The organism is Stenotrophomonas sp. PD6 (assembly GCF_049199305.1).
In the GTDB taxonomy this organism is placed as follows: Bacteria; Pseudomonadota; Gammaproteobacteria; order Xanthomonadales; family Xanthomonadaceae; genus Stenotrophomonas.
Window position 1 is genome coordinate 620,786 of sequence record NZ_JBLZQD010000002.1, and the last position, 20,749, is coordinate 641,534.

Below are 20,749 nucleotides of genomic sequence, written 5' to 3' on the forward strand. Positions count from 1 at the left end.
TGTCGACTTGCCACCCATTCGGCTTCGTCATTGCTGGGCCTGCCACCCATCTACCTTCGTCATTGTCTGGCCTGCCACCCATGGGGTGGCACTACCGGGCATTGCGGCTTCGGCGGTCGGCTTCGGTGGGTTTGCGTTTTGCCACGTACCACCTTCGTCATTGTCTGGTCTGCCACGCACCTCCTCCGTCATTGTCTGGTCTGCCACCCATCTACCTTCGTCATTGTCTGGCCTGCCACCCATGGGGTGGCACTACCGGGCATTTCGCTCTTGCCTTCGGCTGGTGTGCGTTTGCTTCGGGCTCGTAGCGCCAGGCTCTGCCTGGCTGGGGCCGAAGGCCCTTGCCTTGGCGTTGGGCTTTCGGCTTCGGGTGCGGCGCGCTTGCGTCGCCCCGGTAGAGCCTGGCCATGCCTGGCTGGGGGCCGCAGGCCTCCGCCTTTGGGCCGGCGTTCATGTCGGCGGGGCCGCAGGGCTGAATGCCTGGCAACGTTTTCATGCTGAATGGGCTCAGGGGCGTGGGATTGTCCGGCCCAAAACGACGCGGGCGTGACGTTTTCTCTCGTATCATCCTGATTTACAAGGGAATATGGTGTGATCGTGGTGCACTCGCCACTGTCACCATTTCGCGGTACGTTATCCAGGTGATCTGCGCCAGTGTTGCACCTATAGGACGCTGGAACTTTTTAACCCTTTAGCAGTCCAAATCCCGGACTGCTAAGATGAAGACTATGAGCCAGAACATGTCTACTGCCCTTGTGGCAAACAATCTTCCGATTCCCAGTGCGCTCGGTTCGCTGGACGCCTACATCGGCGCCGTGCACCAGATCCCGGTGTTGACGGTCGATGACGAGCAGGACCTGGCGCGCCGCTTCCGCGACGACCAGGACCTGGACGCCGCGCGCGAACTGGTCCATTCCCACCTGCGCTTCGTGGTGCACGTGGCCCGTGGCTACAACGGCTACGGCCTTGCGCTGGGCGACCTGATCCAGGAAGGCAACATCGGCCTGATGAAGGCCGTGAAGCGCTTCGACCCGGAAATGGGCGTGCGCCTGGTGTCGTTCGCCGTGCATTGGATCCGTGCCGAAATGCACGAGTTCATTCTCAAGAACTGGCGCATCGTCAAGGTCGCCACGACCAAGGCGCAGCGCAAGCTGTTCTTCAACCTGCGCAAGTCCAAGACCCGCCTGGGCTGGATGAACGCGGCGGAAGTCAGTGCGGTGGCCAAGGACCTCAACGTCTCCGAACGCGAAGTGCTGGAAATGGAGTCGCGCCTGTCGGGTCGCGATATCGGTTTCGACGCGCCCGCCGATGAAGACGAAGAGCGTGCACCACCGTCGCCGGCTGCTTATCTGATGGCCCAGGACGAGGACCCGTCCATGGCCTACGAACGTGCCGACAGTGAAGACAACCAGCTGCAGCTGCTGCGCGAAGGCCTGGCCGAACTGGATGCCCGCTCGCGCGACATCATCCGCCGTCGCTGGCTGGACGCGGACAGCAAGGTCACCCTGCAGGAGCTTGCAGATGAGTACGGCGTTTCTGCCGAACGCATCCGTCAGGTCGAGGCGAACGCGCTGAAGAAGATGAAGGCGCTGTTCACCGCGTAATCCGGTGGCACTGCACCCAACAAAAAACCCGGCGATGCCGGGTTTTTTGTTGCCGCGCGCTCACCGTTACGCAGTCCTTACGCCTGTTCGCGCGCAATCGCACGCCAGCCGATATCGTTGCGGTGGAACTCGTGCTCCCACGAGATCTTCGCCACGCCCGCGTACGCATTGGCCTGCGCAGCGCCCACGCTGTCGCCCAGCGCGGCCACGCACAGCACGCGGCCACCGGCGCTGAGCACCTGGCCCTGCGCATCCAGCGTGGTGCCGGCATGGAACACCTTGGCCGTGGCCGGCACCTGGTCCAGGCCATGAATGACGTCGCCGGTGATCGGCGTTTCCGGGTACGGCGAGGCGGCCATTACCACGCCCAGCGACGGGCGCGGATCCCACTGCGCCTGCACGCTGTCCAGCCGTGCATCGATCGCCGCTTCCACCAGTTCCACCAGGTCCGACTGCAGGCGCAGCATCACCGGCTGGGTCTCCGGGTCGCCGAAGCGCACGTTGAATTCGATCACCTTCGGCGCGCCGCTGGCATCGATCATCAGGCCGGCATAAAGGAAGCCGGTGAACGGAATGCCATCGGCAATCATGCCCTGCACGGTGGGGTTCACCACCTCACGCATCACGCGTGCATGCACTTCATCGGTGACCACCGGCGCAGGCGAGTAGGCACCCATGCCGCCGGTGTTCGGGCCGGTGTCCGCGTCGCCCACGCGCTTGTGGTCCTGCGAGGTCGCCATCGGCAGTGCCGTGGTGCCGTCCACCATCGAAATGAAGCTGGCTTCCTCGCCGTCGAGGAATTCCTCGATCACCACGCGCGCGCCGGCATCGCCGAATGCATTGCCCGACAGCATGTCGCGCACCGCATCCTCGGCTTCCTGCTGCGTCATCGCCACGATCACGCCCTTGCCGGCGGCCAGGCCGTCGGCCTTGACCACGATCGGCGCACCCTTCTCGCGCAGGTAGGCCAGCGCCGCGTCCACGTCGGTGTGTACCGCGTAGAACGCGGTCGGAATGTTGTGCCGGGCCAGGAAGTCCTTGGCGTAGGCCTTGCTGCCCTCCAGCTGCGCCGCGGCGGCGGTGGGCCCGAAGATGCGGTGCCCGGCCGCACGGAAGCGATCGACCACGCCGGCCACCAGCGGCACTTCCGGGCCCACCACGGTCAGCTCGACGCCTTCGGCCTGCACCAGCGCCAGCAGGCCGTCCAGATCGGTGACCTTGACCGCCACGTTGCGGCAACCCGCCTCGGTCGCCGTACCGGCGTTGCCCGGCGCAACCAGCACCTCGGTAACGCGGGACGACTGGGCCAGCTTCCAGGCCAGGGCATGTTCACGGCCGCCGGAGCCGATGACGAGGATTTTCATTGAGGGCGATCCTGGGTAACGGTAAGAAAAAGTGGTGGTGAGGCCGGGAGTCAGACGGGTTGTTCACGGGAGCTCAGGCGCTTTGCTTCGGCCTGCAGCAGTTGCATGTCGAGCTCTGCCTCCGCATCGGCGGCAAGCTTCTCCTGCGCACGGCGCGACGCATCGAACGCTTTGTAGCGCTCGGTGATGATCGCTTCCATCTGCTGGTTCGAGACGCGACCGGGGCCGTCGAGAATGGCGCGTTCGTTGAAGTCCAGGAAGCGGTCGGTCTGCTTGATCCAATCGGCCATGCGCGTTTCGATGCGGCGTTCGGCGCGATCTTCGGCAAAGTCAAGGAACATGGTGACCAACCGATTGAGCTGTTCGAGTTCCGGCTGCGACAGATAGTTCTTGGACACTACTGCGTCGGACTTGCGGGGTTTTTCGCCCGACCAGTTGGTCAGGCCAAGCTGGGCTGCGCCGGGATCGGCACGCTCAACGATCAACTGCGCGGCAGTGCAGCCAGTGATGGCGTAGACCAGCTTGTTCTGGATGGTGGCGAAGAAGGTCTTGGCGGTCGCCGTCGTACCGTCGTAATCGCTGCTGCTGAGTTTGAACAGATCGCGAAGCGTCTGGTAGAACCGCTTCTCCGAACTGCGGATGTCGCGGATGCGGCGAAGCAGCTCTTTGAAATAGTCTGCGCGTTCGGCGTCCTTGAGCCGCTCGTCGTTAAGCAGGAAGCCTTTGACCAGATACTGAGACAGGGCATCTGCGGCCCAACGACGGAACTGACCACCGCGAGGCGACCGCACCCTGAAGCCCACTGCCATGATCAGCTCAAGCCGGTACGTTTTCACGCTGCGACGTACCTCGCGATTCCCCTCACGGCGAACTTGTAAGTAATCCTTACAAGTTGCGGATTCATCGATCTCACCGTCTTCGTAGACTGACTGGATGTGCTGGGTGACGTTCTGAGGAGAGGTCTCGAACAAGGCGGCCATCTCAGCTTGCGTCAGCCAGACGGTCCCCCCCTCGGCGCGCAGATGAACGTCCGTCCGCCCGTCGTCGGTGCGGTACAGAATCAGCTCGCCGTGGTTGTCCGTCATGCGATCACCCTTAGCTCAGATCAAGAACCGCCCGTCGGTGCCGACACCCGGTCGGCACCCACCTTACGCCCAACGATCAATGCCGGAAGTGACGCACGCCGGTAAACACCATCGCCAGGCCATGCTCGTCGGCGGCGGCAATCACCTCCGCATCGCGCATCGAACCGCCCGGCTGGATCACCGCCTTGATGCCGGCGGCGGCGGCGGCGTCGATGCCGTCGCGGAACGGGAAGAACGCGTCGGAGGCCATCACCGAGCCTTCCACCACCAGGTTCGCGTCGGCGGCCTTGATGCCGGCGATGCGGGCCGAGTACACCCGGCTCATCTGCCCGGCGCCCACACCGATGGTGCGGTTGTCCTTGGCGTAGACGATCGCGTTGGACTTCACGAACTTGGCCACGCTCCAGGCGAACAGCAGGTCGGCGAACTGCTTCTCGGTCGGGGCCAGCTTGCTGACCACCTTGAGTTCATCGCGCGTCATGCCGCGGTTGTCCGCGCTCTGCACCAGCAGGCCCGAGCCGATGCGCTTGGTGTCGTAGCTGTTGCGGCCCTCGCCATGCGGAATGCGCAGCACGCGCACGTTGGCCTTCTTCTGCGCGTATTCCAGCGCGCCCGGCGCGTAATCCGGCGCGATCAGCACTTCCACGAACTGGCGGTCCAGGATCACCTTGGCGGTGGCTTCATCCAGCGGCTGGTTGAAGGCGATGATGCCGCCGAAGGCGCTGGTCGGGTCGGTGGCGTAGGCCAGCTCGTAGGCATCGCCGTTGCCGGCGCCCACGGCCACGCCGCACGGGTTGGCATGCTTGACGATCACGCAGGCCGGCGCGTCGAACTGGCGCACGCATTCCCACGCCGCGTCCGCATCGGCCAGGTTGTTGTAGCTCAGTTCCTTGCCCTGCAGCTGCTGGAACGTGGCCAGCGTGCCCGGCACCGGGTGCACGTCGCGGTAGAACGCGCCGGCCTGGTGCGGGTTCTCGCCGTAGCGCAGGTCCATCACCTTCACCACGCTGGAATTCATCTGCGCGGGGAACTCGGTGCGCACCGGCACGGCGGCATCACTGGCGGTCACGGCCGAGAGATAGTTGCTGATCGCCGCGTCGTACTGCGCCACGCGGTTGAACGCGGCCACCGAGTACGCGAAACGCTTCGCAGCGGAGAGCTTGCCATCGTTGGCGTCCAGCTCGGCCAGCAGCTCGGCGTACTGCGCCGGATCCGTCGCCACGGTGACGCGGGCGAAGTTCTTGGCCGCCGAGCGCAGCATGGCCGGGCCGCCGATGTCGATGTTCTCCACCGCGTCTTCCAGTGTGCAGTCGGCCTTGGCGGTGACCGACTCGAACGGGTACAGGTTGAGCACCAGCAGGTCGATCGCACCGATGCCGTGCTCGGCCATCACCGCTTCGTCCAGCCCGGCGCGGCCGAGCAGGCCGCCGTGCACCAGCGGGTGCAGGGTCTTGACCCGGCCGTCCATCATTTCCGGGAAGCCGGTGACATCGGCCACGTCCTTCACCGGCAGGCCGGCCTCGCGGATCGCCTTGGCGGTGCCGCCGGTGGACAGCAGCTCCACGTTGCGGGCGGCCAGGGCACGGGCCAGGTCGATCAGACCGGTTTTATCGGAGACGGACAGGAGGGCCCGGCGAACGGGCAACAGATCAGCAGTCATGGGGACGGGGCAATCGGCAGCGGAGCGGGGCCAATATTGTAGGCGGTGGGGGCCGGTGGCGGGCGTCGCCCGGCCGATATTGCCGCTGGCGGCCCCATCCGGCACATCCGCCGAGCCCCGCAAGCCCGGGGCGCTGGGGTAGGCTGCGCGTTCAGCCAGGGATCTGCAGGTCTTCATCGTGTCGACAGCAACATGGAAGGTGCCGCTGTTTGTCAGCGTGGCGGCGTGGGCCAGCATCGGAACGGCCGTACAGGCACAGGACGCGGCCAGTGTGGTGGCCAATGAGACCGTCATCGTGGACACGGTGGTGGATGCAGCGGCCGCCGCGCCTGCCGCCGGAGACCCCGCTGACGACACGGGCTCCAGCAGCGACGACCTCGAGCAGCAGGCTTATGCCGCCTACGAAGCCGAGGACTGGCCGCAGGCCCGGCGCCTGATCGACGCGGCCATCGTCCTGGCGCCACGCCAGATCAGCCTGTTCCGCCTGAAGGCGTACATTGCCGCCGCCACCGACGACAACGCCGGGGTCGCTGCCGCGACTGCACAGGGATTGCAGGTGGCTCCGGGTGACCCGGAAACCCTGCAGCTGCGCGGCACCGCAAGGGCCAAGCAGGGCGACACGCCCGGCGCGTTGGCAGACTACGCTGCGGCCCTGCAGGCGGGCTGGCATACCAGCAGCCTGTTCCGCAATTACCTGTACCTGCTCAACCAGCAGCACGACAACGCCCGCATGCTGGAGGTCTACGCCGCGTACGAGGCGGCGTATCGCACCGACCCTGAGGGCACCGGCCTGCATGCGGACATCCCGTTCCACGCCGCTCAGGCGTACTACCACCTGGACCAGCCACGCCGCGCGGTGGAACTGCTCGACCAGGCCATCGCGCAGTCGCCGCAGGTGGCCAGCTACTACGGCAACCGCGCCATGGCGCAGCACGCGCTGGGCCGCTCCAGCCAGTCCCTGGCCGACGATGCCCAGGCCATGCGGCTGGAGCCGAAGGAGCCGCAGTATCCGTACAACCGGGGCGTGACCCGGCTGGACCTGGGCGACCCGGCGGGCGCACTGGCCGACTTCAAGGCGGCGCTGGCACTGGGGCGGGACGATGCGGCCACCTGGCTCAACATCGGGGTGGCCGAAGACCGGATGGGGCGCACACGCGAGGCCTTGGCGGCCTATGACCGGGCCCTGCAGAAGGAGCCCGCCAATCCGCAGGTGCTGACCAACCGTCTGTCGCTGCTGCAGCGGACCGGCAAGGGCGCTGCCACGGTAGCGGCGCAGGCCGGCGCACTGCCAGCCGAAAACCAGGCGCAGCTGCTGTTCAACCAGGCGCTTGCGCACTCCAAGGCGTCGCAGTGGCAGGCTGCCGCGGACCTGCTGGAGCAGGCGGTGCGGCTGGATCCCGGCCTGGATACCGCCTGGCTCAACCTCGGCGTCATGCAGGCCAAGATGGGGCAGTACCAGCGTGCGCTGGAGACCCTCAACGACTACATCAAACGCGCGCCGCTCAAGCCCATGGGCCTGGTCAACCGTGCCGACGTGCTGCACACGCTGGGCGACGACAGCGCCGCCGAGAAGGACCTGCTGCGGGCCACCCAGCTGGAGCCCGGCAACCTCGACACCCAGCAGCGCCTTGCCCGCCACTACAGCCGCACCGGGCAGACCGACAAGGCGCGGCGCTACTACGCACAACTGGTGACGCTGCCGGGCAACCTCGCGCCCGATGCCTTCATCAACTACACCGCGATGCTGCTGGACCTGGGCGATACCCGCGAAGCCGCAGTGGTAGCGGCCAACGGCGTGGCGCGCTTCCCCGACAACTACGGCCTGCGCATCAACCTTGCCAATGCACTGGGCGACAGCGGCCAGCACACCCGGGCGGTGGACGCCTACCGTGCGGCGATGCGGCTGCAGCCCAAGCGCCTGGATGCCCACTACAACCTGGGCAACCTGTACCTGCAGCAGTTGAAGGAGCCGCGCAAGGCCGTGCAGGAATACCGCACCGCGCTGCAGCTGCAGATGGACCCGGAGGTGGACGCCGACGAGCAGCGCGAGCGGCGCATGAGCATCCATCTGAACCTGGCCAGCGCGCTGGCCGATACCGGCGATGCGCGCGCCGCGCGCGCTGCTTTGCAGACCGCCATCGACGAGGCGCCCGACGACTACCGCCCCTGGTTCAACCGTGCCGCGATGGCGCTGTCGGCAGGCGACCCGGCGGCGGCCCGGCCTGACTTCGAAGGCGCGTGGACGCGCCTGGAGGGACTACAGCGTGCGCAGCCGCCGCGGGCGCGGCCCGATCCGGCGCAGCTGGAACACGCCGGCTACCTGCTGTTCCACCTGGGGCGTACCGGCGAAGCGGCGACCCACATGCAGCAGTTGTTGCAGGCCCAACCGGACAACATCGACGCGCAGCGCAACTACGGTTTCATGCTGCTTGATCTGGGCCGGCCGCAGGATGCCCGGCAACTGTTCGAGCGGGCGTTCACCCGCGAACCGGATGAGGTGGATGGTTGGCTGGGGCTGTTGGCCTGCGCGATGCTGGACAGCGACCCGACCCGCCTGGCCCGGTTGAAGCGCGAGTTCGGCCAGCGCTTCGACGGCCGCTACCCGCTGGCCGCCGACCTGCCCGCCCAGCTGATGCGCAGCGAAGGCTACTGGTACTCCGAGCGCTTCGTGCAGCTCTGGCAGCAACTGCTGGCGGCCGGGTGAGCGCGATGCCCCGCAACGCACATGGTGAAGGGTTCAACGAACGTCAGGAGGGCGGTGCGGCATGTCGATCTATGCATTGAAGGGACGCTTCCAGGATCTGCTGCGCCCCGGCGTGCGCGGCCTGTACCGGATGGGGATCACCGCCAACACCGTGACTGTCGCGGCCGCCGTGGTATCGCTGGCCGTGGCGGGGGCCGTGTACGTGTGGGCCCCGGCGCAGCCGCTGTGGTACCTGGCACTGCCGGGCTGGATGCTGCTGCGCATGGCGCTCAATGCCGTGGACGGCATGCTGGCACGCGAGTTCGGCCAACAGTCGCGGCTCGGCGCATATCTCAACGAGCTTTGCGACCTGTTTGCCGACGCCGCGCTGTACCTGAGCCTGCTCAGCGTGCCCGGCGTGGACGCCACCGCCTTGTGGGCACTGGCGTGGTTGGCCGCCGTTTGCGAGTACGCTGGCGTCCTGGGGCTGATGGTGGGGGCGACCCGGCGCTACGACGGTCCGATGGGCAAGAGTGACCGCGCCTTCGTGATCGGCGTGACCGGGGCGCTGCTTGCGCCGGGCTGGATCGGTGGCAGTGTGGTGACCGGCGTGGCCTGGGCCGCAGCGGCGCTGTGTGTGCTGACGGCCTGGCGGCGGGTAAGGAATGGATTGGCGGAGGCCGGCTGACCTGGCTTGCCCCGCCGGATGCACAACGGAGTGATGCATGCGCGCACAGGAACACCTGCAGTTTCAGAGTTTCGACGGGCAACCGCTGTTCTATCGCCACTGGTCCGCAGCCACGCCGGGTACCCCCCGGCGCGCGCTGGTGCTGCTGCACCGTGGCCATGAACACTCTGGCCGCGTAGCGCACCTTGTCGACGAGCTCGACCTGCCCGACACCGAGGTGTTTGCCTGGGATGCACGCGGCAACGGCCAGTCGCCCGGCGAACGCGGCGACGCGCCCGGCTTCGAGGCGCTGGTGCGCGACCTGGACAGCTTCATCGACCACATCGGCCAGCAGCACGGCATTGCCGTGCAGGACATCGCCATCGTCGCGCAGAGCGTCGGTGCGGTGGTGGCCGCCACCTGGGTGCACGACTATGCGCCGCCGCTGCGCGCGCTGGTGCTCGCCTCGCCCGCGTTCAAGGTGAAGCTGTACGTGCCGCTGGCGGTGCCCGGCCTGAAGCTGATGCAGAAGCTGCGCGGCAACTTCTTCGTCAACAGCTACGTCAAGCCGCAGTGGCTCACCCATGATCCCGCGCGCGTGGAAAGCTACCGCACCGATCCGCTGATTACCCGGCCGATCTCGGTACGCGTGCTGCTGGGGCTGTACGAAGCGGCAGAGCGGGTGGTGGGCGACGCGCAGGCGATTACCGTGCCCACCCAGCTGCTGGTGTCCGGTAGCGACTTCGTGGTGCACCGCGCGCCGCAGGACCGCTTCTACGAGCGGCTGTCTTCGCCGCTGAAGGAACGTCACCTGCTGCCCGGCTTCTTCCACGACACCTTGGGTGAGCGCGACCGCGCGCCGGCCATCGCCAGCATCCGCCGTTTCCTCGGCGAGCGCTTCGCCCAGCCGCTGGTGCGCCCCAGCCTGCGCGACGCACATCGCCAGGGCCCTACCTTCAACGAGGCCGAAGTGCTGGCCTGGCCCCCGCAGCGCAACAGCCTGCAGGACCTGTACTGGCGCTTCACCCGCGCCGGGCTGCGCTTCGGCGGCAAGCTCTCCGAAGGCATCGCGCTGGGCCTGAGCACCGGTTTCGATTCCGGCAGTACGCTGGATTACATCTACCGCGATGAAGCACGCGGGCGCGGACCGCTCGGCCGCATGGTCGACCGCAACTATCTCGATGCGATCGGCTGGCGTGGCATCCGCGTGCGTCGCAGCCATGTGCGCGAGCTGCTGCAGCTGGCCGCGCAGCACCTGCAGGGCGAAGGCCGTGCGGTGCACGTGCTCGACGTTGCCGCCGGCCACGGGCGTTACGCGCTGGACGCGCTGGCGCAGGGTGAGCAGCGCGCCGCGTCGATCCAGCTGCGCGACTTCAGCGAGATCAATGTGGTCCAAGGGCGCGCGCTGATCCAGGCGTTCGGTGCGGCCGACATCGCCACGTTCGAGCAGGGCGACGCCTTCAATGCCGAAGCGCTGGCCGCGTTGCCGGTGGCACCCACGCTGTCGATCGTGTCGGGGCTGTACGAACTGTTCGCCGACAACGACGCGGTGTCGCGTTCATTGCAGGGCATCGCCGCCGCCATGCGCGACGGGGGCTATTTGGTCTATACCGGGCAGCCGTGGCACCCGCAGCTGGAATTCATCGCGCGCGCGCTGACCAGCCATCGCCAAGGCGCGGCGTGGGTCATGCGGCGCCGCACCCAGCAGGAGATGGATGAACTGGTGCGGCTGGCCGGGTTTGAGAAAGTGACCCAGCGCATCGACCGCTTCGGCATCTTCACCGTCTCGCTCGCACGCCGGGTGCGGCATGACTGAACTGGGCCGTCCGTGGCGGCGTGCGCTGCTGTGGCTGGCGCTGCTGGGGCCGTTCTTTTTCCTCAGCTACGGCATGGCCAACCTGCTGGCCGAACGGCTGCCGTTCGTGCCCTCGGTGGTGTTCGGCTGGGAGGCGAAGATTCCCTTCCAGGCGTGGACCATCGTGCCGTACTGGTCGATCGACCTGTTCTACGTGGCCTCGTTCTTCATCTGCACCCAGCGCGCCGAGCTGGACATGCACGCGCGCCGCCTGTTGACCGCGCAGCTGCTGTCGGTGGCCTGCTTCCTGCTGTGGCCGCTGCGCTTCAGCCTGGAGCGGCCGGAAACCGGCGGCGTGTTCGGCTGGCTGTTCGATGTACTGCTCGGGTTCGACAAACCGTTCAACCAGGCACCTTCGCTGCACATCGTGCTGCTGGTGGTGCTGTGGGTGCGCTACCAGCAGCACCTGCAGGGGCTGTGGCGCACCGCGCTGCATGTGTGGTTCGCGTTGATCGGGCTGTCGGTGCTCACCACCTGGCAGCACCATTTCATCGACGTTCCCACCGGCGTCGCGGTGGGCTGGCTGTGCGTGTGGCTGTGGCCGGCGCAGGGGCCTTCGCCGCCGCGGCACTGGCAGTGGGCGCGGGAGCCCGCGCGCTGGACGCTGGCGGGCCTGTATGCAGCGGGTAGTGCAGGGTGTGCGGTGCTGGCCTGGGTGTTCGGTGGTTGGGCACTGTGGCTGTGCTGGCCGGCATTGTCGCTGTTGCTGGTCGCGCTGGCCTATGCCGGCCTGGGCACGGCCGTGTTCCAGAAGCAGGAAGACGGCCGCCTGAGCATGGCCGCCAGCTGGCTGCTGGCTCCCTATCTGTTGGCGGCGTGGGCCAATTCGCGCTGGTGGACGCGGCGCGCGCCGCACCCGCAACTGGTGATCGACGGGGTCTGGCTGGGTCGCATGCCGGATGCCAGCGCGCCCCTGCAGGTGCCCACGGTGGTGGATGTCTGCGCCGAGCTGCCGTTCCGCGGCCGCGCGCGCCACTACCGCCATGTGCCGATGCTGGACCTGGCCACGCCCACCCCGGAATCGCTGCGCCGTGCCGCCGAGGCGATCGCGCATGGGCACCGCCGCGGTGCGGTGCTGGTGTGCTGCGCGCTGGGCTACTCGCGCAGCGCCGCCGCCGTGGCGACCTGGCTGTGCCACAGCGGCCATGCCGACAGCGCCGATGCCGCCATCACGCTGCTGGCGCAGGACTGCCCCTGGGTGGCGCTGAAGGCACGCCACCGGCGCGCCATCGAACAGGCGGTACAGCTGCAGGCCACCAACGGACCATTCAAGGTGAACGCATGAGCCACATGCTGCAGGTACGCATCATGGCGGCGCTGCTGCGCCAGGGCAGGGTGCCGGCGGTGGTGTCCACGCTGCTGGGTGCCACGGCGCTGGCCTTGTTGTGTCTGCCGCCGATGACGCTGCTCTCCACCCTGTTGGTGGCGCTGTCGCTGCTTGTGGGTGCGGTGCAGGCGTACTACGCGGTGCGGGTGGGTTTCGACCAGGCATTGCTGGAGGCCTTCGCCGCGACGCAGGCCGACGATGCTCCCGCACCGATCGATGCCGCGCTGGAAGCACTGTCGCTGCGCCGTGCAGACAAGGTCAGCCGCGACTGGCCCGCACGCTGGCGCGGCATGCGCGCGCTGCTGCGCGGGCAGCTGTTGGCGTTGGCGGTGCAGGCCATCACGCTGATGCCGGCGCTGTGGCTGCGGTGGAGATACCCCGATGCTGGCTGATCTGGTGGCACGCAGCTGCAGTGGCGCGATCCGCACCCTCACCGGCGCACGTGCGCTGTGGCAGGGCTGCGCACCCTCCAGCGAGCACCGCGTCTACTACGGCAACCACGCCAGCCATGGCGACTTCGTGTTGATCTGGTCGTCGCTGCCAGCCGGTCTGCGCCGGCAGGTGCGGCCGGTTGCCGCAGCCGATTACTGGCAGCGCGACGGTCTGCGCCGCTATCTCATCCACGCCGTGTTCAACGGCGTGTTGATCGAGCGCGATCCCGGCGCGCGCCAGCAGGACCCGATCGCGTGCCTGTGCCAGGCGGTGGATGAGGGTAATTCGCTGATCCTGTTCCCCGAAGGCACCCGCAACACCGACGAGGGCGTGCTGCCGTTCAAGAGTGGCATCTACCACCTGGCGCGGCAGCGCCCGGAACTGGAGTTCGTGCCGGTGTGGATCGACAACCTCAAGCGGGTGATGCCCAAGGGCCGCTGGCTGCCGTTGCCGCTGCTGTGCACCACCACCTTCGGCGAGCCGCTGCGGCTCAAGGCCGACGAGGACAAGCAGCACTTTCTCGAACGCGCGCGTGAAGCGTTGCTTGCGCTGGATCCGCAGCCGCGCCGGGGGCGCGCATGAACGCGTTGCAGGGCATCGCCACGCAGGTCGCGGCGCTGTCCACGCATGCGCAGACCCGGCTGCTGTTTGCCTGCATTGCCGGCGTGCTGGTGGTGGCCACAGTCATCGCCGAAACGCTGCGCTGGCGGTCACGGCATGCGCCCAGCAGCGTGCTGGCCAACCTGGTCTCGCGCATCCGCGCGTGGTGGGTGATGGCGGCGGTGGTGGCGGTGGCGTTCTTCTTCGGGCGCACCGGCGTCATCGTCCTGTTTGCCGGGGTATCGCTGTTCGCGCTGCGCGAGTTCATCACCCTGACCCCGACCCGGGCCGGCGATTACTACGCGCTGCTGGCCGCGTTCTACGTGGTGCTGCCGTGGCAGTACTGGCTGGTGTGGACCGACTGGTACGGCATGTACACGCTGCTGATCCCGGTCTACGCGTTCCTGTTCCTGCCGATCCTGGCCACCATCGGCGGCGACACCACCGACTACCTGGAGCGCACGTCCAAGGTGCAGTGGGGGCTGATGATCTGCGTGTTCTGCATCTCGCACGTGCCGGCGCTGCTGAACCTGCGGCTGGAAGGCGTGGAAACGGCGCGCAACCTGCTGCTGTTCGCCTTCCTGGTGATCGTGGTGCAGTCCTCGGACGTGCTGCAGTACATCTGGGGCAAGCTGGTGGGCCGCCACCTGATCGCGCCGAAGCTGTCGCCGTCCAAGACCGTGGAGGGATTCATCGGCGGGGTGTTGTCGGCCAGCGCGCTGGGTGCGGCGCTGTGGTGGCTGACCCCGTTCACGCCGTGGCAGGCGTTCGGCATGTCGCTGGCGATCAACCTGATGGGGTTCTGGGGTGGCCTGGTGATGTCGGCGATCAAGCGCGATCGCGGCATCAAGGACTGGGGCCACATGATCGAGGGCCATGGCGGCATGCTCGACCGGTTGGATTCGGTGTGTTTCGCCGCGCCGGTGTTTTTCCACCTCGTCCGGTATTTCTGGAGCGCGTGACGCGTCAGGTCGCGATGCCGTATTCCTTCAGCTTCTTGCGCAGCGTCGCCCGGTGGATGCCCAGCATCGCCGCCGCGCGGCTCTGGTTGCCTTCGCAATGGTTGAGCACTTCCACGAACAGCGGGATCTCCATTTCGCGCAGGACGATCTCGTACACGTCGTCGGCATCGCATCCATCCAGGTCCCGCAGGTAGCGCCGGACCGACTGGGCCACGTGTTCGCGCAGCGGTGGCTTGGGCGCGCCACGACTATTGTCAGGACGAGAAAGGACAGCGTTCAAGGAGGTTCCCGGTGCAGAAGCCAGGGCGGACCACAGCCCTGGCAGAAAATTGGAGGGGGCCAGTCTAGCGCGTGCGCCGCCTGCCCGCCACGCTCGCCGGCAGGACGCCGGGTTACAGGAACTCGAAGGTGAATGCGACCGTGGACGCGGCGGGCTCGCGGACGCGGAAGGCGATCTGCGCGCTTTGGCCCGGTTCCAGCAACGCTGCCGCGTCTGCGGCCGGGTCCAGGTAGTCGCGTGGTGCGAATACGCTGGTGCCGATCACGCGCCCATCAGGATCGGACAGTGACAGCCTCAGCGACGGCCAGGCCTGCGCCCACCGCGCATCGTTGCGGAAACTGGCCTGCACCTGCAGCGCGCCCGGTTGCCCGGGTACCGGCCGCACGTCGCGGCTGATCATGTTGAAGGCCGTCGGTTCCTGCCAGGCCGGCAGGCTGCAGCGCAATACGCCGCACAGGCCGGCGATCCACGGCCGGCTGCCTGCATCGGCGGCCAGACGGGCGCGGTCGGCCACGGCGATCTGAAGTGACAACAGCACCACCAGGCCGGCCACCAATCCCCACTGCCAGCGCGGGGTAGGCAACCGCGCACCGGGCAGGCGCAGGAAGCTGGGGGCCGGCGATGCCCCGGGTTCGTCCGCCGGCGTCGCCGCGTCATGGTCGGGTTCGGCAGGCGCCGATGCGTCATCGATCCCGTCGTGTGTGTCCACACCGCCGAGGGGCGCAGCGTCTGCGACTGCCTCCGCTTCCGCGGAGTGCGCGTCTTCCAGCGCCGCCTCGGGTTCCCTTCCGGTGTCCTGCAACTCCGTGCCTGCGTCATCCGGTCGTACCGCCGCGTCCGGTTCGGGCAACGTGCGGGTGGCTTCCACCGCCGGCGTGTCCTCGGTCGAGGCGCGCAGGAAGGTGGCCAGCGGGCGGCGGGGTGGCGGGGTCGGCTCGGTCATCGCGTCACGCTCGGGCGAGGGTCACGCCATTCAAGCACGACGGACGCCGGTGATGCGCATCCAGTCGTCGTCGCGGGCAACCTCAAGCTGTTCGAACCACGGCGCGTAGCGCACCAGCAGTTCGTCTTCCTGCCCGTGCAGGATGCCCGACAGCGCAATGTGACCGCCGGGTGCGACGCGGGCGGCAAGCACTTCGGCCAGGGCGTCCAGCGCCGTGGCCAGGATGTTGGCCACCACGACGGGATACGTCGCCTTCGGTTCGTCGGCGGGCAGGTACACCTGCACGCGATCCTGCAGGCCATTGCGCTCGGCGTTGTCGTTGGTGGCGATCACGGCCTGCGGATCGTTGTCCACGCCGACCGCCTGGGCGGCGCCGAGCTTGAGCGCGGCCAGCGCGAGGATGCCCGAGCCGCAGCCGAAGTCCAGCACGGTCTGCTCGACCAGCACGCCCTCGGCCGCCAGGCCGTCCAGCCAACGCAGGCACAGCGCGGTGGTGGGGTGGGTGCCCGAGCCGAAGGCCAGGCCCGGATCGAGCCGCACCACCGCCGCGTTGGCGGCCTGCGCCGCCTCCGGCAGTTCATGGTTCCACGGCACGATCCAAGTGCGTTCACCGAACGACATCGGCTGGAACTGGTCCAGCCACGCGCGTTCCCAGTCCTCGTCCTGCACCGCGCGGAAGCTGGCGTTGCTCCACTCCAGGCCGGGGTCGAACGCTTCCAGCGCGGCCAGCAGGGCCAGCGCGTTGGTCTCTGCCGGGAACAGCGCCGACAGCACCAGGTCGTTCCACAGCGGGGTCTCGCCCACGCCGGGTTCCAGGATGGCGCGCTCGTTGCTGGTATCGGCGTCGGCATCGAGCAGGGTCACCGCCAACGCGCCGACGTCGTCCAGCGCGTTCTCGTAGCGGGGCTGGGTAGATTCGGTGCAGCGGAGGGTGAGTTCCAGGAACGGCATGGGCGGAAAGGACCTGCGGAAAACCGTGAATGCTAGACCATTGTGGCGTCGCGCGGCTGCCCCCGTCTCGTAACCCGTTGAGAATAAAGGCGTCCACCCGTTCAGACAGCCGACGGCGGCGTTGTTAAACTGCGCCACCTGTTGGCGTTTCTCTCTCTTCCGGACCTGCGCATGGCGCTCGCGCCCACCCTCAAAACCTGGCTGCTGGTGTTACCGGCCCTGGCGTTGCTGGGGGTGGTGGGTTACCGCGCCGGTGGCCGCGCCCTGCAGGGGGAGCACGCGGCGGTGGCGATGAATGAGGTCCCGGCCGACAGCAGCATCAGCGCGCCGACACAGCCGCAGCAACTGGCCCGCCAGTTGCTGGCGCGCGAGCGCAGCAGCGCAGTGCCCTCGGGCCTGCCGCTGGATATCCGCGCCGACATCGAAGGCGACAGCGACCTGTTCGCCTACGCGCAGCGGCTGCGCCTGCAGGCTGCCAACGGCAACGCCGAAGCGGGCTGGATGGTCAGCCGCGTGTACGACTACTGCGCCATCTACGCGATGGACCCGGGCGGCTACCAGCTCGACAACAACGTGCTCACCGGCCTCGGCATGAGTGCCTCTTCGCCGATGGTGCTGGCGCGCGAACGCGTTGCCCGGCGCTGCGCCGGCTTCGTGGCCAGCGATGGGCTGGGCCGGCAACTGATCCTGACCCAGCGCCTGCTGGCGGCCAAGGCCGGCAACCTGGCCGCCGAAGCGGCGTTGTTCGCCGACGGCCAGCCGCTGCAGGACACCCCCGACTACCGGCGCGGCCTGGTGGAGCGGGTGAGGGATTCGCGCGATCCGGAGGCCTTCATGGCCCTGTCCACCGCCATGGGGCAACGTGCCAGCGGTGACCGCGCGATGGAAGGCATGGTTGCCGGCGACCAGTTCAGCGAACTGGCCTGGCGGCTGGCCGCGTGCGAGCTGGGCATGGCCTGTGGCGCGGACAGTGTGTTGATGAACAATTTCTGCGCGAACGGAGGGATCTGTTCGCAGGACGGTGGGCAGGACTTTGCCACTTTCGTGTATGACGCTGCGGTTTCGCGGCAAGGTGCGGGGAAAATGAAGACGTTGGTTGAACAGTTGATCAAGCGGAGCAATGGGCGATGAATTACCGTCGATTCCTGCATGGCGCCAAGTTCTGGTTCTGGGTGGCCTTGTTCGTGGCGTACTCCGCCGGCGCGGTGGGGTTGGTCATGATCGATACCTACGATGACCGCTACCGGCAGTTGTCCAAGGTGCAGTTGACCTCGGTCAAGGCGCAGGAAGACGTGCGTCGTGCCGGCGCCAGCCAGGTGGCCGCGGTGTACCGCGCGCAGAGCGGCATGCCGTTCGCCTCGCTGCCGGCCGGCAGCACCTTCCAGGTGGTGTGGCCGGACGGCTCCACCGAGACCATGGTGATCGTGGACCCGACCTCGTCGCTGGGCGTGGCGCCGGTCAAGAACACCCAGGTAACCGCGGCCGATGCGCAGCGTTGATGTACAGCCCTGGCGCTGAGCCGCCGGGCGTACCGTATCTGGTGATACTGCCGGGGCTGGACGCCACCGGCACGCAGCACGCGGCGTTCTGTGCCGCGCTGCGCGAACACGGCGTGGCCAGCACGGTCATCGCCTACCCGGTGGACCGCCCACTGGGGTATGCCGCATTGGAAGCCTTCGTGCGCCAGGCGTTGCCGGCCACGCAGGACTACGTGCTGCTTGGCGAATCCTTCTCCGGTCCCCTCGCGCTGGCCATCGCCGCGCAACCCCCGCCGCGGCTGCGCGGCATGGTGCTGTCCACCACCTTCGCGCGCTCACCGTGGCGTGCACTGCGCGCCGCGCAGGCTGCGTTGTACCGTGCGCCGGTGCGGTTGCTGCCGATGCCGGTACTGTCGTGGTGGCTGCTGGGGCGCTGGAGCACGCCGGCATTGCGCGCAGCACTGGCCGCGGCGCTGGCAAAGGTGGATGCCGACGTATTGCGCACGCGTGCGGCGGCCGTGCTCGGCGTGGACCACACCGTACATGCGGCGTGTGTCGCGCTTCCATCGCTGTGCCTGCACGCCCGCAACGATCGCCTGCTGCCCGGCCACTGCCAGCGCCACCTGTCGCGACTGCTGCCGGCGCAGTGCGCGCGCTGGTTCGATGGGCCGCATCTGCTGCTGCAGACGCGCCCGCAGGTGGCCGCAGCCGAGGTGGCTGCTTTCGTACACTCGCTGACGTAAACGGCTCTCCCTGATCGGCGGGCTCGGCTGCTGATCGCACTGGTCAATCGCACTCGCAAAGTTGGTTGAATCCATCGACTGGACAACGTGCCCGGCGTTGCCTCTCATGCGACGGCGTTGACCTGGAGTTCGCCGTGCCCATTTCATCCGATCAGCATCGCGCCGCCGCCGGTGGATCGCCGCGGGCCTGCATGGCGGTGGCGCATCGTCGCCACGCCCGTTCGCGGTGGCCGATGGACCCGGGTCAGGTGCGCCGGGTCGATACACCTCTGCAGGCAGCGCTGGTGCTGCTGCTGGTGGCCAATGCCGTCGCCGCACCGGTGCGGGTCTCCCGCCCGGGCCGCAGCGCGGCCACCGTACCGCCCTCGGTGCGGCCTTGCCCGGCCGCACCGGCGCTGACCGTGCCAGGGGCGCTGCACGAGGTCGCGGAATTCGCGCGTGCGCCGATCACATCCGCCTTCGATGCAGGGCGCGAGGCCTACTACCAATTCGTCGCCCATCGTTGCGCGCCGCAGGAGAGCGTCATTGAGCACGCCTTGCTGCAGGTCGCCGATTCGGCGGTCGGCGTGCTGGAGTCGGTGCTGCTCGGGCCCACCGGCGCGCTGGCGATCCGCGAAGGTGCCAACGCGCTCGATCTGGCCGGTGACGCGATGGAAGGCAAACCACTGGATGCGGCGCTGCTGGTCGACACGCTGCTGGCCCAAGGCGGTATCAAACCTGCCGGTGCCCGGGCGCTGGCGCCGCCAGAATCGGCAGTGCTGCCCGCCGCGCGGGCCGACAGTTCCGTCCGCATCTTCGACCGTGCCGCGCAATTGATCAGCCAAGGGCCAACGGTGCAGCCCGAGTGGATCACCGCCACCCCTGCCGATGCACGCGGCCTGCTGCGCTACCGCAACCCGCTGAGCGGCAAGATGGGGCGCGCGCTGCAGCTGGATGGCCGCTACCACGCCGTGCAGCTGGCCGGCGCGCACCGTCTGGTGGCGGCAGGCACCGCGCTGGAGCACCGCGACGGCATCTATTGGCTGGGCGAGCGGGAACGCCGTTCAAGTGCCGATGCCAACGCCGTGGAAGGGGAGGAGAGTTCACGGCGCTGCAGGCGCGAAACGGGCGGTCCGTGCGCGCCGTCGACCATCGCTTACTCCAGTGAGCTGGATGCCGTGCTCCGCGCCCACCACGACCAAGGCCTGAGCCAGCATCAGGCCAACCAGCGCGGCATCGTGCCCGATCCGCAGCGCCCGGGTTGGCATGTGCGCGTGCATCACGGCCAGCGCAAGCCGTTCCTGCACTTCCAGGGACGCTACTTCCGCGCCCGGTCGTACCGCCTGGGGGATTGCGAGCGCGTGGCGCTGTACGCCGCACGCGTCTCGCACCTGGGCGACGTCGCGCTGTCGCACCCGTTGGGTGGCCAGCGCCTGGTCGACATCGCCGAATCACCCGCCGGCCCCGGGCCACGGTTCATGACCCAGGCCGAGTACAACGTGCGCTTTCGCGGCTTCAACAGCCTCAATGCCGCGCAGGTTTACGAACAGGCCGTGCGCAATGCGCCGGTGGTGCACCTGACGCAGGGCGAACAGGCGGCCATCGTCCACTACGCCCGCGCCGAGCACCCGCTGCTGGATGCCTTCCTGCAGCGCGGCCCGGCGCCGGCGTCGCAGCTCGACGTGCTGGCGCAGCAGGCGCAGGACCTGCGGCATGGCCTGTCGCAGATCCCGCCGCACATCGGGCCGGTGTATCGCGGCGCAACGCTGCCTGCCCGGGCGCTGGAGGGGTTGGAGGTGGGGCACACCGTGTTCTGCCGCAGCTTCCTGCGCGCCTCTGGCGACCGTGCCGTGGCCGTGCGCGAACTTGCCGCGCTCGGAAACGAGGTGGACCAGGCGCCGGTGCTCATCACCCTGCACATGGTCCGCGCCGCACATCCGGTCGGGCTGTACACGCTGCAGGACGAGGCCGGGGTGCTGATCGACAGCGGCCGCGTGTTCAAGGTCGTCGCCCGGCGCGCGGGTGAGCTCGAACTGGAGGAGGTCGGCATAACGCGGCAGGCGTTCGGCCAACGGGGTGCACGCCCACTCGACCTCTCCTGAGCCGGCGCCACAAACAGCAACGCCCGGTGCAGGC

The 20,749-nt window shown here is 68.1% G+C and carries 18 protein-coding genes; 12 read left to right on the forward strand and 6 right to left on the reverse strand.

What is annotated here, in order from left to right:
• Positions 1–728: 728 nt before the first annotated feature.
• Entirely contained in the window at positions 729–1,604 is an 876-nt protein-coding gene (gene rpoH / locus ACOZHM_RS05515) for an RNA polymerase sigma factor RpoH (protein ID WP_313344523.1), read from the forward strand.
• A 77-nt stretch (positions 1,605–1,681) separates the two neighbouring features.
• Here the strand turns inward: rpoH and purD are convergent, their stop codons facing one another.
• From purD to purH, 3 genes are all read right to left on the reverse strand, one after another.
• Positions 1,682–2,968 carry a phosphoribosylamine--glycine ligase gene (gene purD / locus ACOZHM_RS05520; protein ID WP_421568022.1) on the reverse strand — a complete coding sequence of 429 codons (1,287 nt, stop codon included), beginning with the start codon at positions 2,966–2,968 and terminating at the stop codon, positions 1,682–1,684.
• 50 nt (positions 2,969–3,018) lie between these two features.
• A complete protein-coding gene (rhuM, locus tag ACOZHM_RS05525) occupies positions 3,019–4,053 on the reverse strand; it encodes a RhuM family protein (RefSeq protein WP_421568023.1) in 1,035 nt (344 codons plus the stop codon).
• Between the two features lie 76 nt (positions 4,054–4,129).
• Positions 4,130–5,713 (reverse strand): bifunctional phosphoribosylaminoimidazolecarboxamide formyltransferase/IMP cyclohydrolase, encoded by a 1,584-nt coding sequence (purH, locus tag ACOZHM_RS05530; protein WP_421568025.1) that lies wholly within the window; start codon positions 5,711–5,713, stop codon positions 4,130–4,132.
• Between the two features lie 178 nt (positions 5,714–5,891).
• Here purH and ACOZHM_RS05535 point away from each other — a divergent pair, with 178 nt between their 5' ends.
• The 7 genes from ACOZHM_RS05535 (at position 5,892) to ACOZHM_RS05565 (ending at position 14,239) form a co-directional block, all read left to right on the forward strand.
• Complete coding sequence (locus ACOZHM_RS05535; RefSeq protein ID WP_421568027.1) at positions 5,892–8,417, forward strand: tetratricopeptide repeat protein; 2,526 nt, start codon at positions 5,892–5,894, stop codon at positions 8,415–8,417.
• Between the two features lie 61 nt (positions 8,418–8,478).
• Positions 8,479–9,084 carry a CDP-alcohol phosphatidyltransferase family protein gene (locus ACOZHM_RS05540; protein ID WP_421568029.1) on the forward strand — a complete coding sequence of 202 codons (606 nt, stop codon included), beginning with the start codon at positions 8,479–8,481 and terminating at the stop codon, positions 9,082–9,084.
• A gap of 37 nt (positions 9,085–9,121) precedes the next feature.
• Complete coding sequence (locus ACOZHM_RS05545) at positions 9,122–10,879, forward strand: bifunctional alpha/beta hydrolase/class I SAM-dependent methyltransferase (RefSeq protein ID WP_421568030.1); 1,758 nt, start codon at positions 9,122–9,124, stop codon at positions 10,877–10,879.
• Positions 10,872–12,203: a phosphatase PAP2/dual specificity phosphatase family protein gene (locus tag ACOZHM_RS05550; protein ID WP_421568032.1), complete on the forward strand. Its 1,332-nt coding sequence runs from the start codon at positions 10,872–10,874 to the stop codon at positions 12,201–12,203. The genes ACOZHM_RS05545 and ACOZHM_RS05550 overlap by 8 nt, the downstream gene beginning before the upstream one ends.
• Complete coding sequence (locus ACOZHM_RS05555; RefSeq protein ID WP_421568033.1) at positions 12,200–12,637, forward strand: hypothetical protein; 438 nt, start codon at positions 12,200–12,202, stop codon at positions 12,635–12,637. Before ACOZHM_RS05550 ends, ACOZHM_RS05555 begins: the two co-directional genes overlap by 4 nt.
• Positions 12,627–13,259 carry a lysophospholipid acyltransferase family protein gene (locus ACOZHM_RS05560; protein WP_421568034.1) on the forward strand — a complete coding sequence of 211 codons (633 nt, stop codon included), beginning with the start codon at positions 12,627–12,629 and terminating at the stop codon, positions 13,257–13,259. Before ACOZHM_RS05555 ends, ACOZHM_RS05560 begins: the two co-directional genes overlap by 11 nt.
• Positions 13,256–14,239, forward strand: coding sequence for a phosphatidate cytidylyltransferase (locus tag ACOZHM_RS05565; protein ID WP_421568036.1), 984 nt, complete (start codon positions 13,256–13,258; stop codon positions 14,237–14,239). Before ACOZHM_RS05560 ends, ACOZHM_RS05565 begins: the two co-directional genes overlap by 4 nt.
• A 4-nt stretch (positions 14,240–14,243) precedes the next feature.
• On the opposite strand, the gene fis is transcribed toward ACOZHM_RS05565, so the two are convergent.
• The 3 genes from fis to prmA form a co-directional block, all read right to left on the reverse strand.
• Positions 14,244–14,519: a DNA-binding transcriptional regulator Fis gene (gene fis / locus ACOZHM_RS05570; RefSeq protein WP_038685853.1), complete on the reverse strand. Its 276-nt coding sequence runs from the start codon at positions 14,517–14,519 to the stop codon at positions 14,244–14,246.
• A 112-nt stretch (positions 14,520–14,631) separates the two neighbouring features.
• The gene (locus tag ACOZHM_RS05575; protein WP_421568037.1) at positions 14,632–15,462 is read right to left on the reverse strand and encodes a DUF3426 domain-containing protein; all 831 of its coding nucleotides are present in this window, start codon (positions 15,460–15,462) and stop codon (positions 14,632–14,634) included.
• 30 nt (positions 15,463–15,492) lie between these two features.
• Complete coding sequence (gene prmA, locus ACOZHM_RS05580) at positions 15,493–16,413, reverse strand: 50S ribosomal protein L11 methyltransferase (RefSeq protein ID WP_421568039.1); 921 nt, start codon at positions 16,411–16,413, stop codon at positions 15,493–15,495.
• Between the two features lie 171 nt (positions 16,414–16,584).
• Here prmA and ACOZHM_RS05585 point away from each other — a divergent pair, with 171 nt between their 5' ends.
• The 4 genes from ACOZHM_RS05585 (at position 16,585) to ACOZHM_RS05600 (ending at position 20,715) form a co-directional block, all read left to right on the forward strand.
• On the forward strand, positions 16,585–17,544 hold the full coding sequence (locus ACOZHM_RS05585) for a hypothetical protein (protein WP_421568041.1): 960 nt from the start codon (positions 16,585–16,587) through the stop codon (positions 17,542–17,544).
• Positions 17,541–17,912, forward strand: a complete 372-nt coding sequence (locus ACOZHM_RS05590) for a hypothetical protein (RefSeq protein WP_421568043.1) — start codon at positions 17,541–17,543, stop codon at positions 17,910–17,912. The genes ACOZHM_RS05585 and ACOZHM_RS05590 overlap by 4 nt, the downstream gene beginning before the upstream one ends.
• Positions 17,912–18,634 (forward strand): alpha/beta fold hydrolase, encoded by a 723-nt coding sequence (locus ACOZHM_RS05595; protein WP_421568045.1) that lies wholly within the window; start codon positions 17,912–17,914, stop codon positions 18,632–18,634. The genes ACOZHM_RS05590 and ACOZHM_RS05595 overlap by 1 nt, the downstream gene beginning before the upstream one ends.
• 134 nt (positions 18,635–18,768) lie before the next feature.
• A complete protein-coding gene (locus ACOZHM_RS05600; protein WP_421568047.1) occupies positions 18,769–20,715 on the forward strand; it encodes a hypothetical protein in 1,947 nt (648 codons plus the stop codon).
• The last annotated feature ends 34 nt before the right edge of the window (positions 20,716–20,749 follow it).

What these genes read in the sequence shown, in the direction of transcription:
- ACOZHM_RS05565 (WP_421568036.1), top strand. Translation starts at nt 13,256, where the DNA reads ATGAACGCGTTGCAGGGCATCGCCACGCAGGTCGCGGCGCTGTCCACG.
- ACOZHM_RS05595 (WP_421568045.1), top strand. Translation starts at nt 17,912, where the DNA reads ATGTACAGCCCTGGCGCTGAGCCGCCGGGCGTACCGTATCTGGTGATA.
- prmA (WP_421568039.1), bottom strand. Translation starts at nt 16,413, where the DNA reads ATGCCGTTCCTGGAACTCACCCTCCGCTGCACCGAATCTACCCAGCCC.
- purH (WP_421568025.1), bottom strand. Translation starts at nt 5,713, where the DNA reads ATGACTGCTGATCTGTTGCCCGTTCGCCGGGCCCTCCTGTCCGTCTCC.
- purD (WP_421568022.1), bottom strand. Translation starts at nt 2,968, where the DNA reads ATGAAAATCCTCGTCATCGGCTCCGGCGGCCGTGAACATGCCCTGGCC.
- ACOZHM_RS05590 (WP_421568043.1), top strand. Translation starts at nt 17,541, where the DNA reads ATGAATTACCGTCGATTCCTGCATGGCGCCAAGTTCTGGTTCTGGGTG.
- ACOZHM_RS05555 (WP_421568033.1), top strand. Translation starts at nt 12,200, where the DNA reads ATGAGCCACATGCTGCAGGTACGCATCATGGCGGCGCTGCTGCGCCAG.
- rhuM (WP_421568023.1), bottom strand. Translation starts at nt 4,053, where the DNA reads ATGACGGACAACCACGGCGAGCTGATTCTGTACCGCACCGACGACGGG.
- ACOZHM_RS05545 (WP_421568030.1), top strand. Translation starts at nt 9,122, where the DNA reads ATGCGCGCACAGGAACACCTGCAGTTTCAGAGTTTCGACGGGCAACCG.
- ACOZHM_RS05540 (WP_421568029.1), top strand. Translation starts at nt 8,479, where the DNA reads ATGTCGATCTATGCATTGAAGGGACGCTTCCAGGATCTGCTGCGCCCC.
- ACOZHM_RS05560 (WP_421568034.1), top strand. Translation starts at nt 12,627, where the DNA reads ATGCTGGCTGATCTGGTGGCACGCAGCTGCAGTGGCGCGATCCGCACC.
- ACOZHM_RS05550 (WP_421568032.1), top strand. Translation starts at nt 10,872, where the DNA reads ATGACTGAACTGGGCCGTCCGTGGCGGCGTGCGCTGCTGTGGCTGGCG.
- rpoH (WP_313344523.1), top strand. Translation starts at nt 729, where the DNA reads ATGAGCCAGAACATGTCTACTGCCCTTGTGGCAAACAATCTTCCGATT.
- ACOZHM_RS05575 (WP_421568037.1), bottom strand. Translation starts at nt 15,462, where the DNA reads ATGACCGAGCCGACCCCGCCACCCCGCCGCCCGCTGGCCACCTTCCTG.
- ACOZHM_RS05585 (WP_421568041.1), top strand. Translation starts at nt 16,585, where the DNA reads ATGGCGCTCGCGCCCACCCTCAAAACCTGGCTGCTGGTGTTACCGGCC.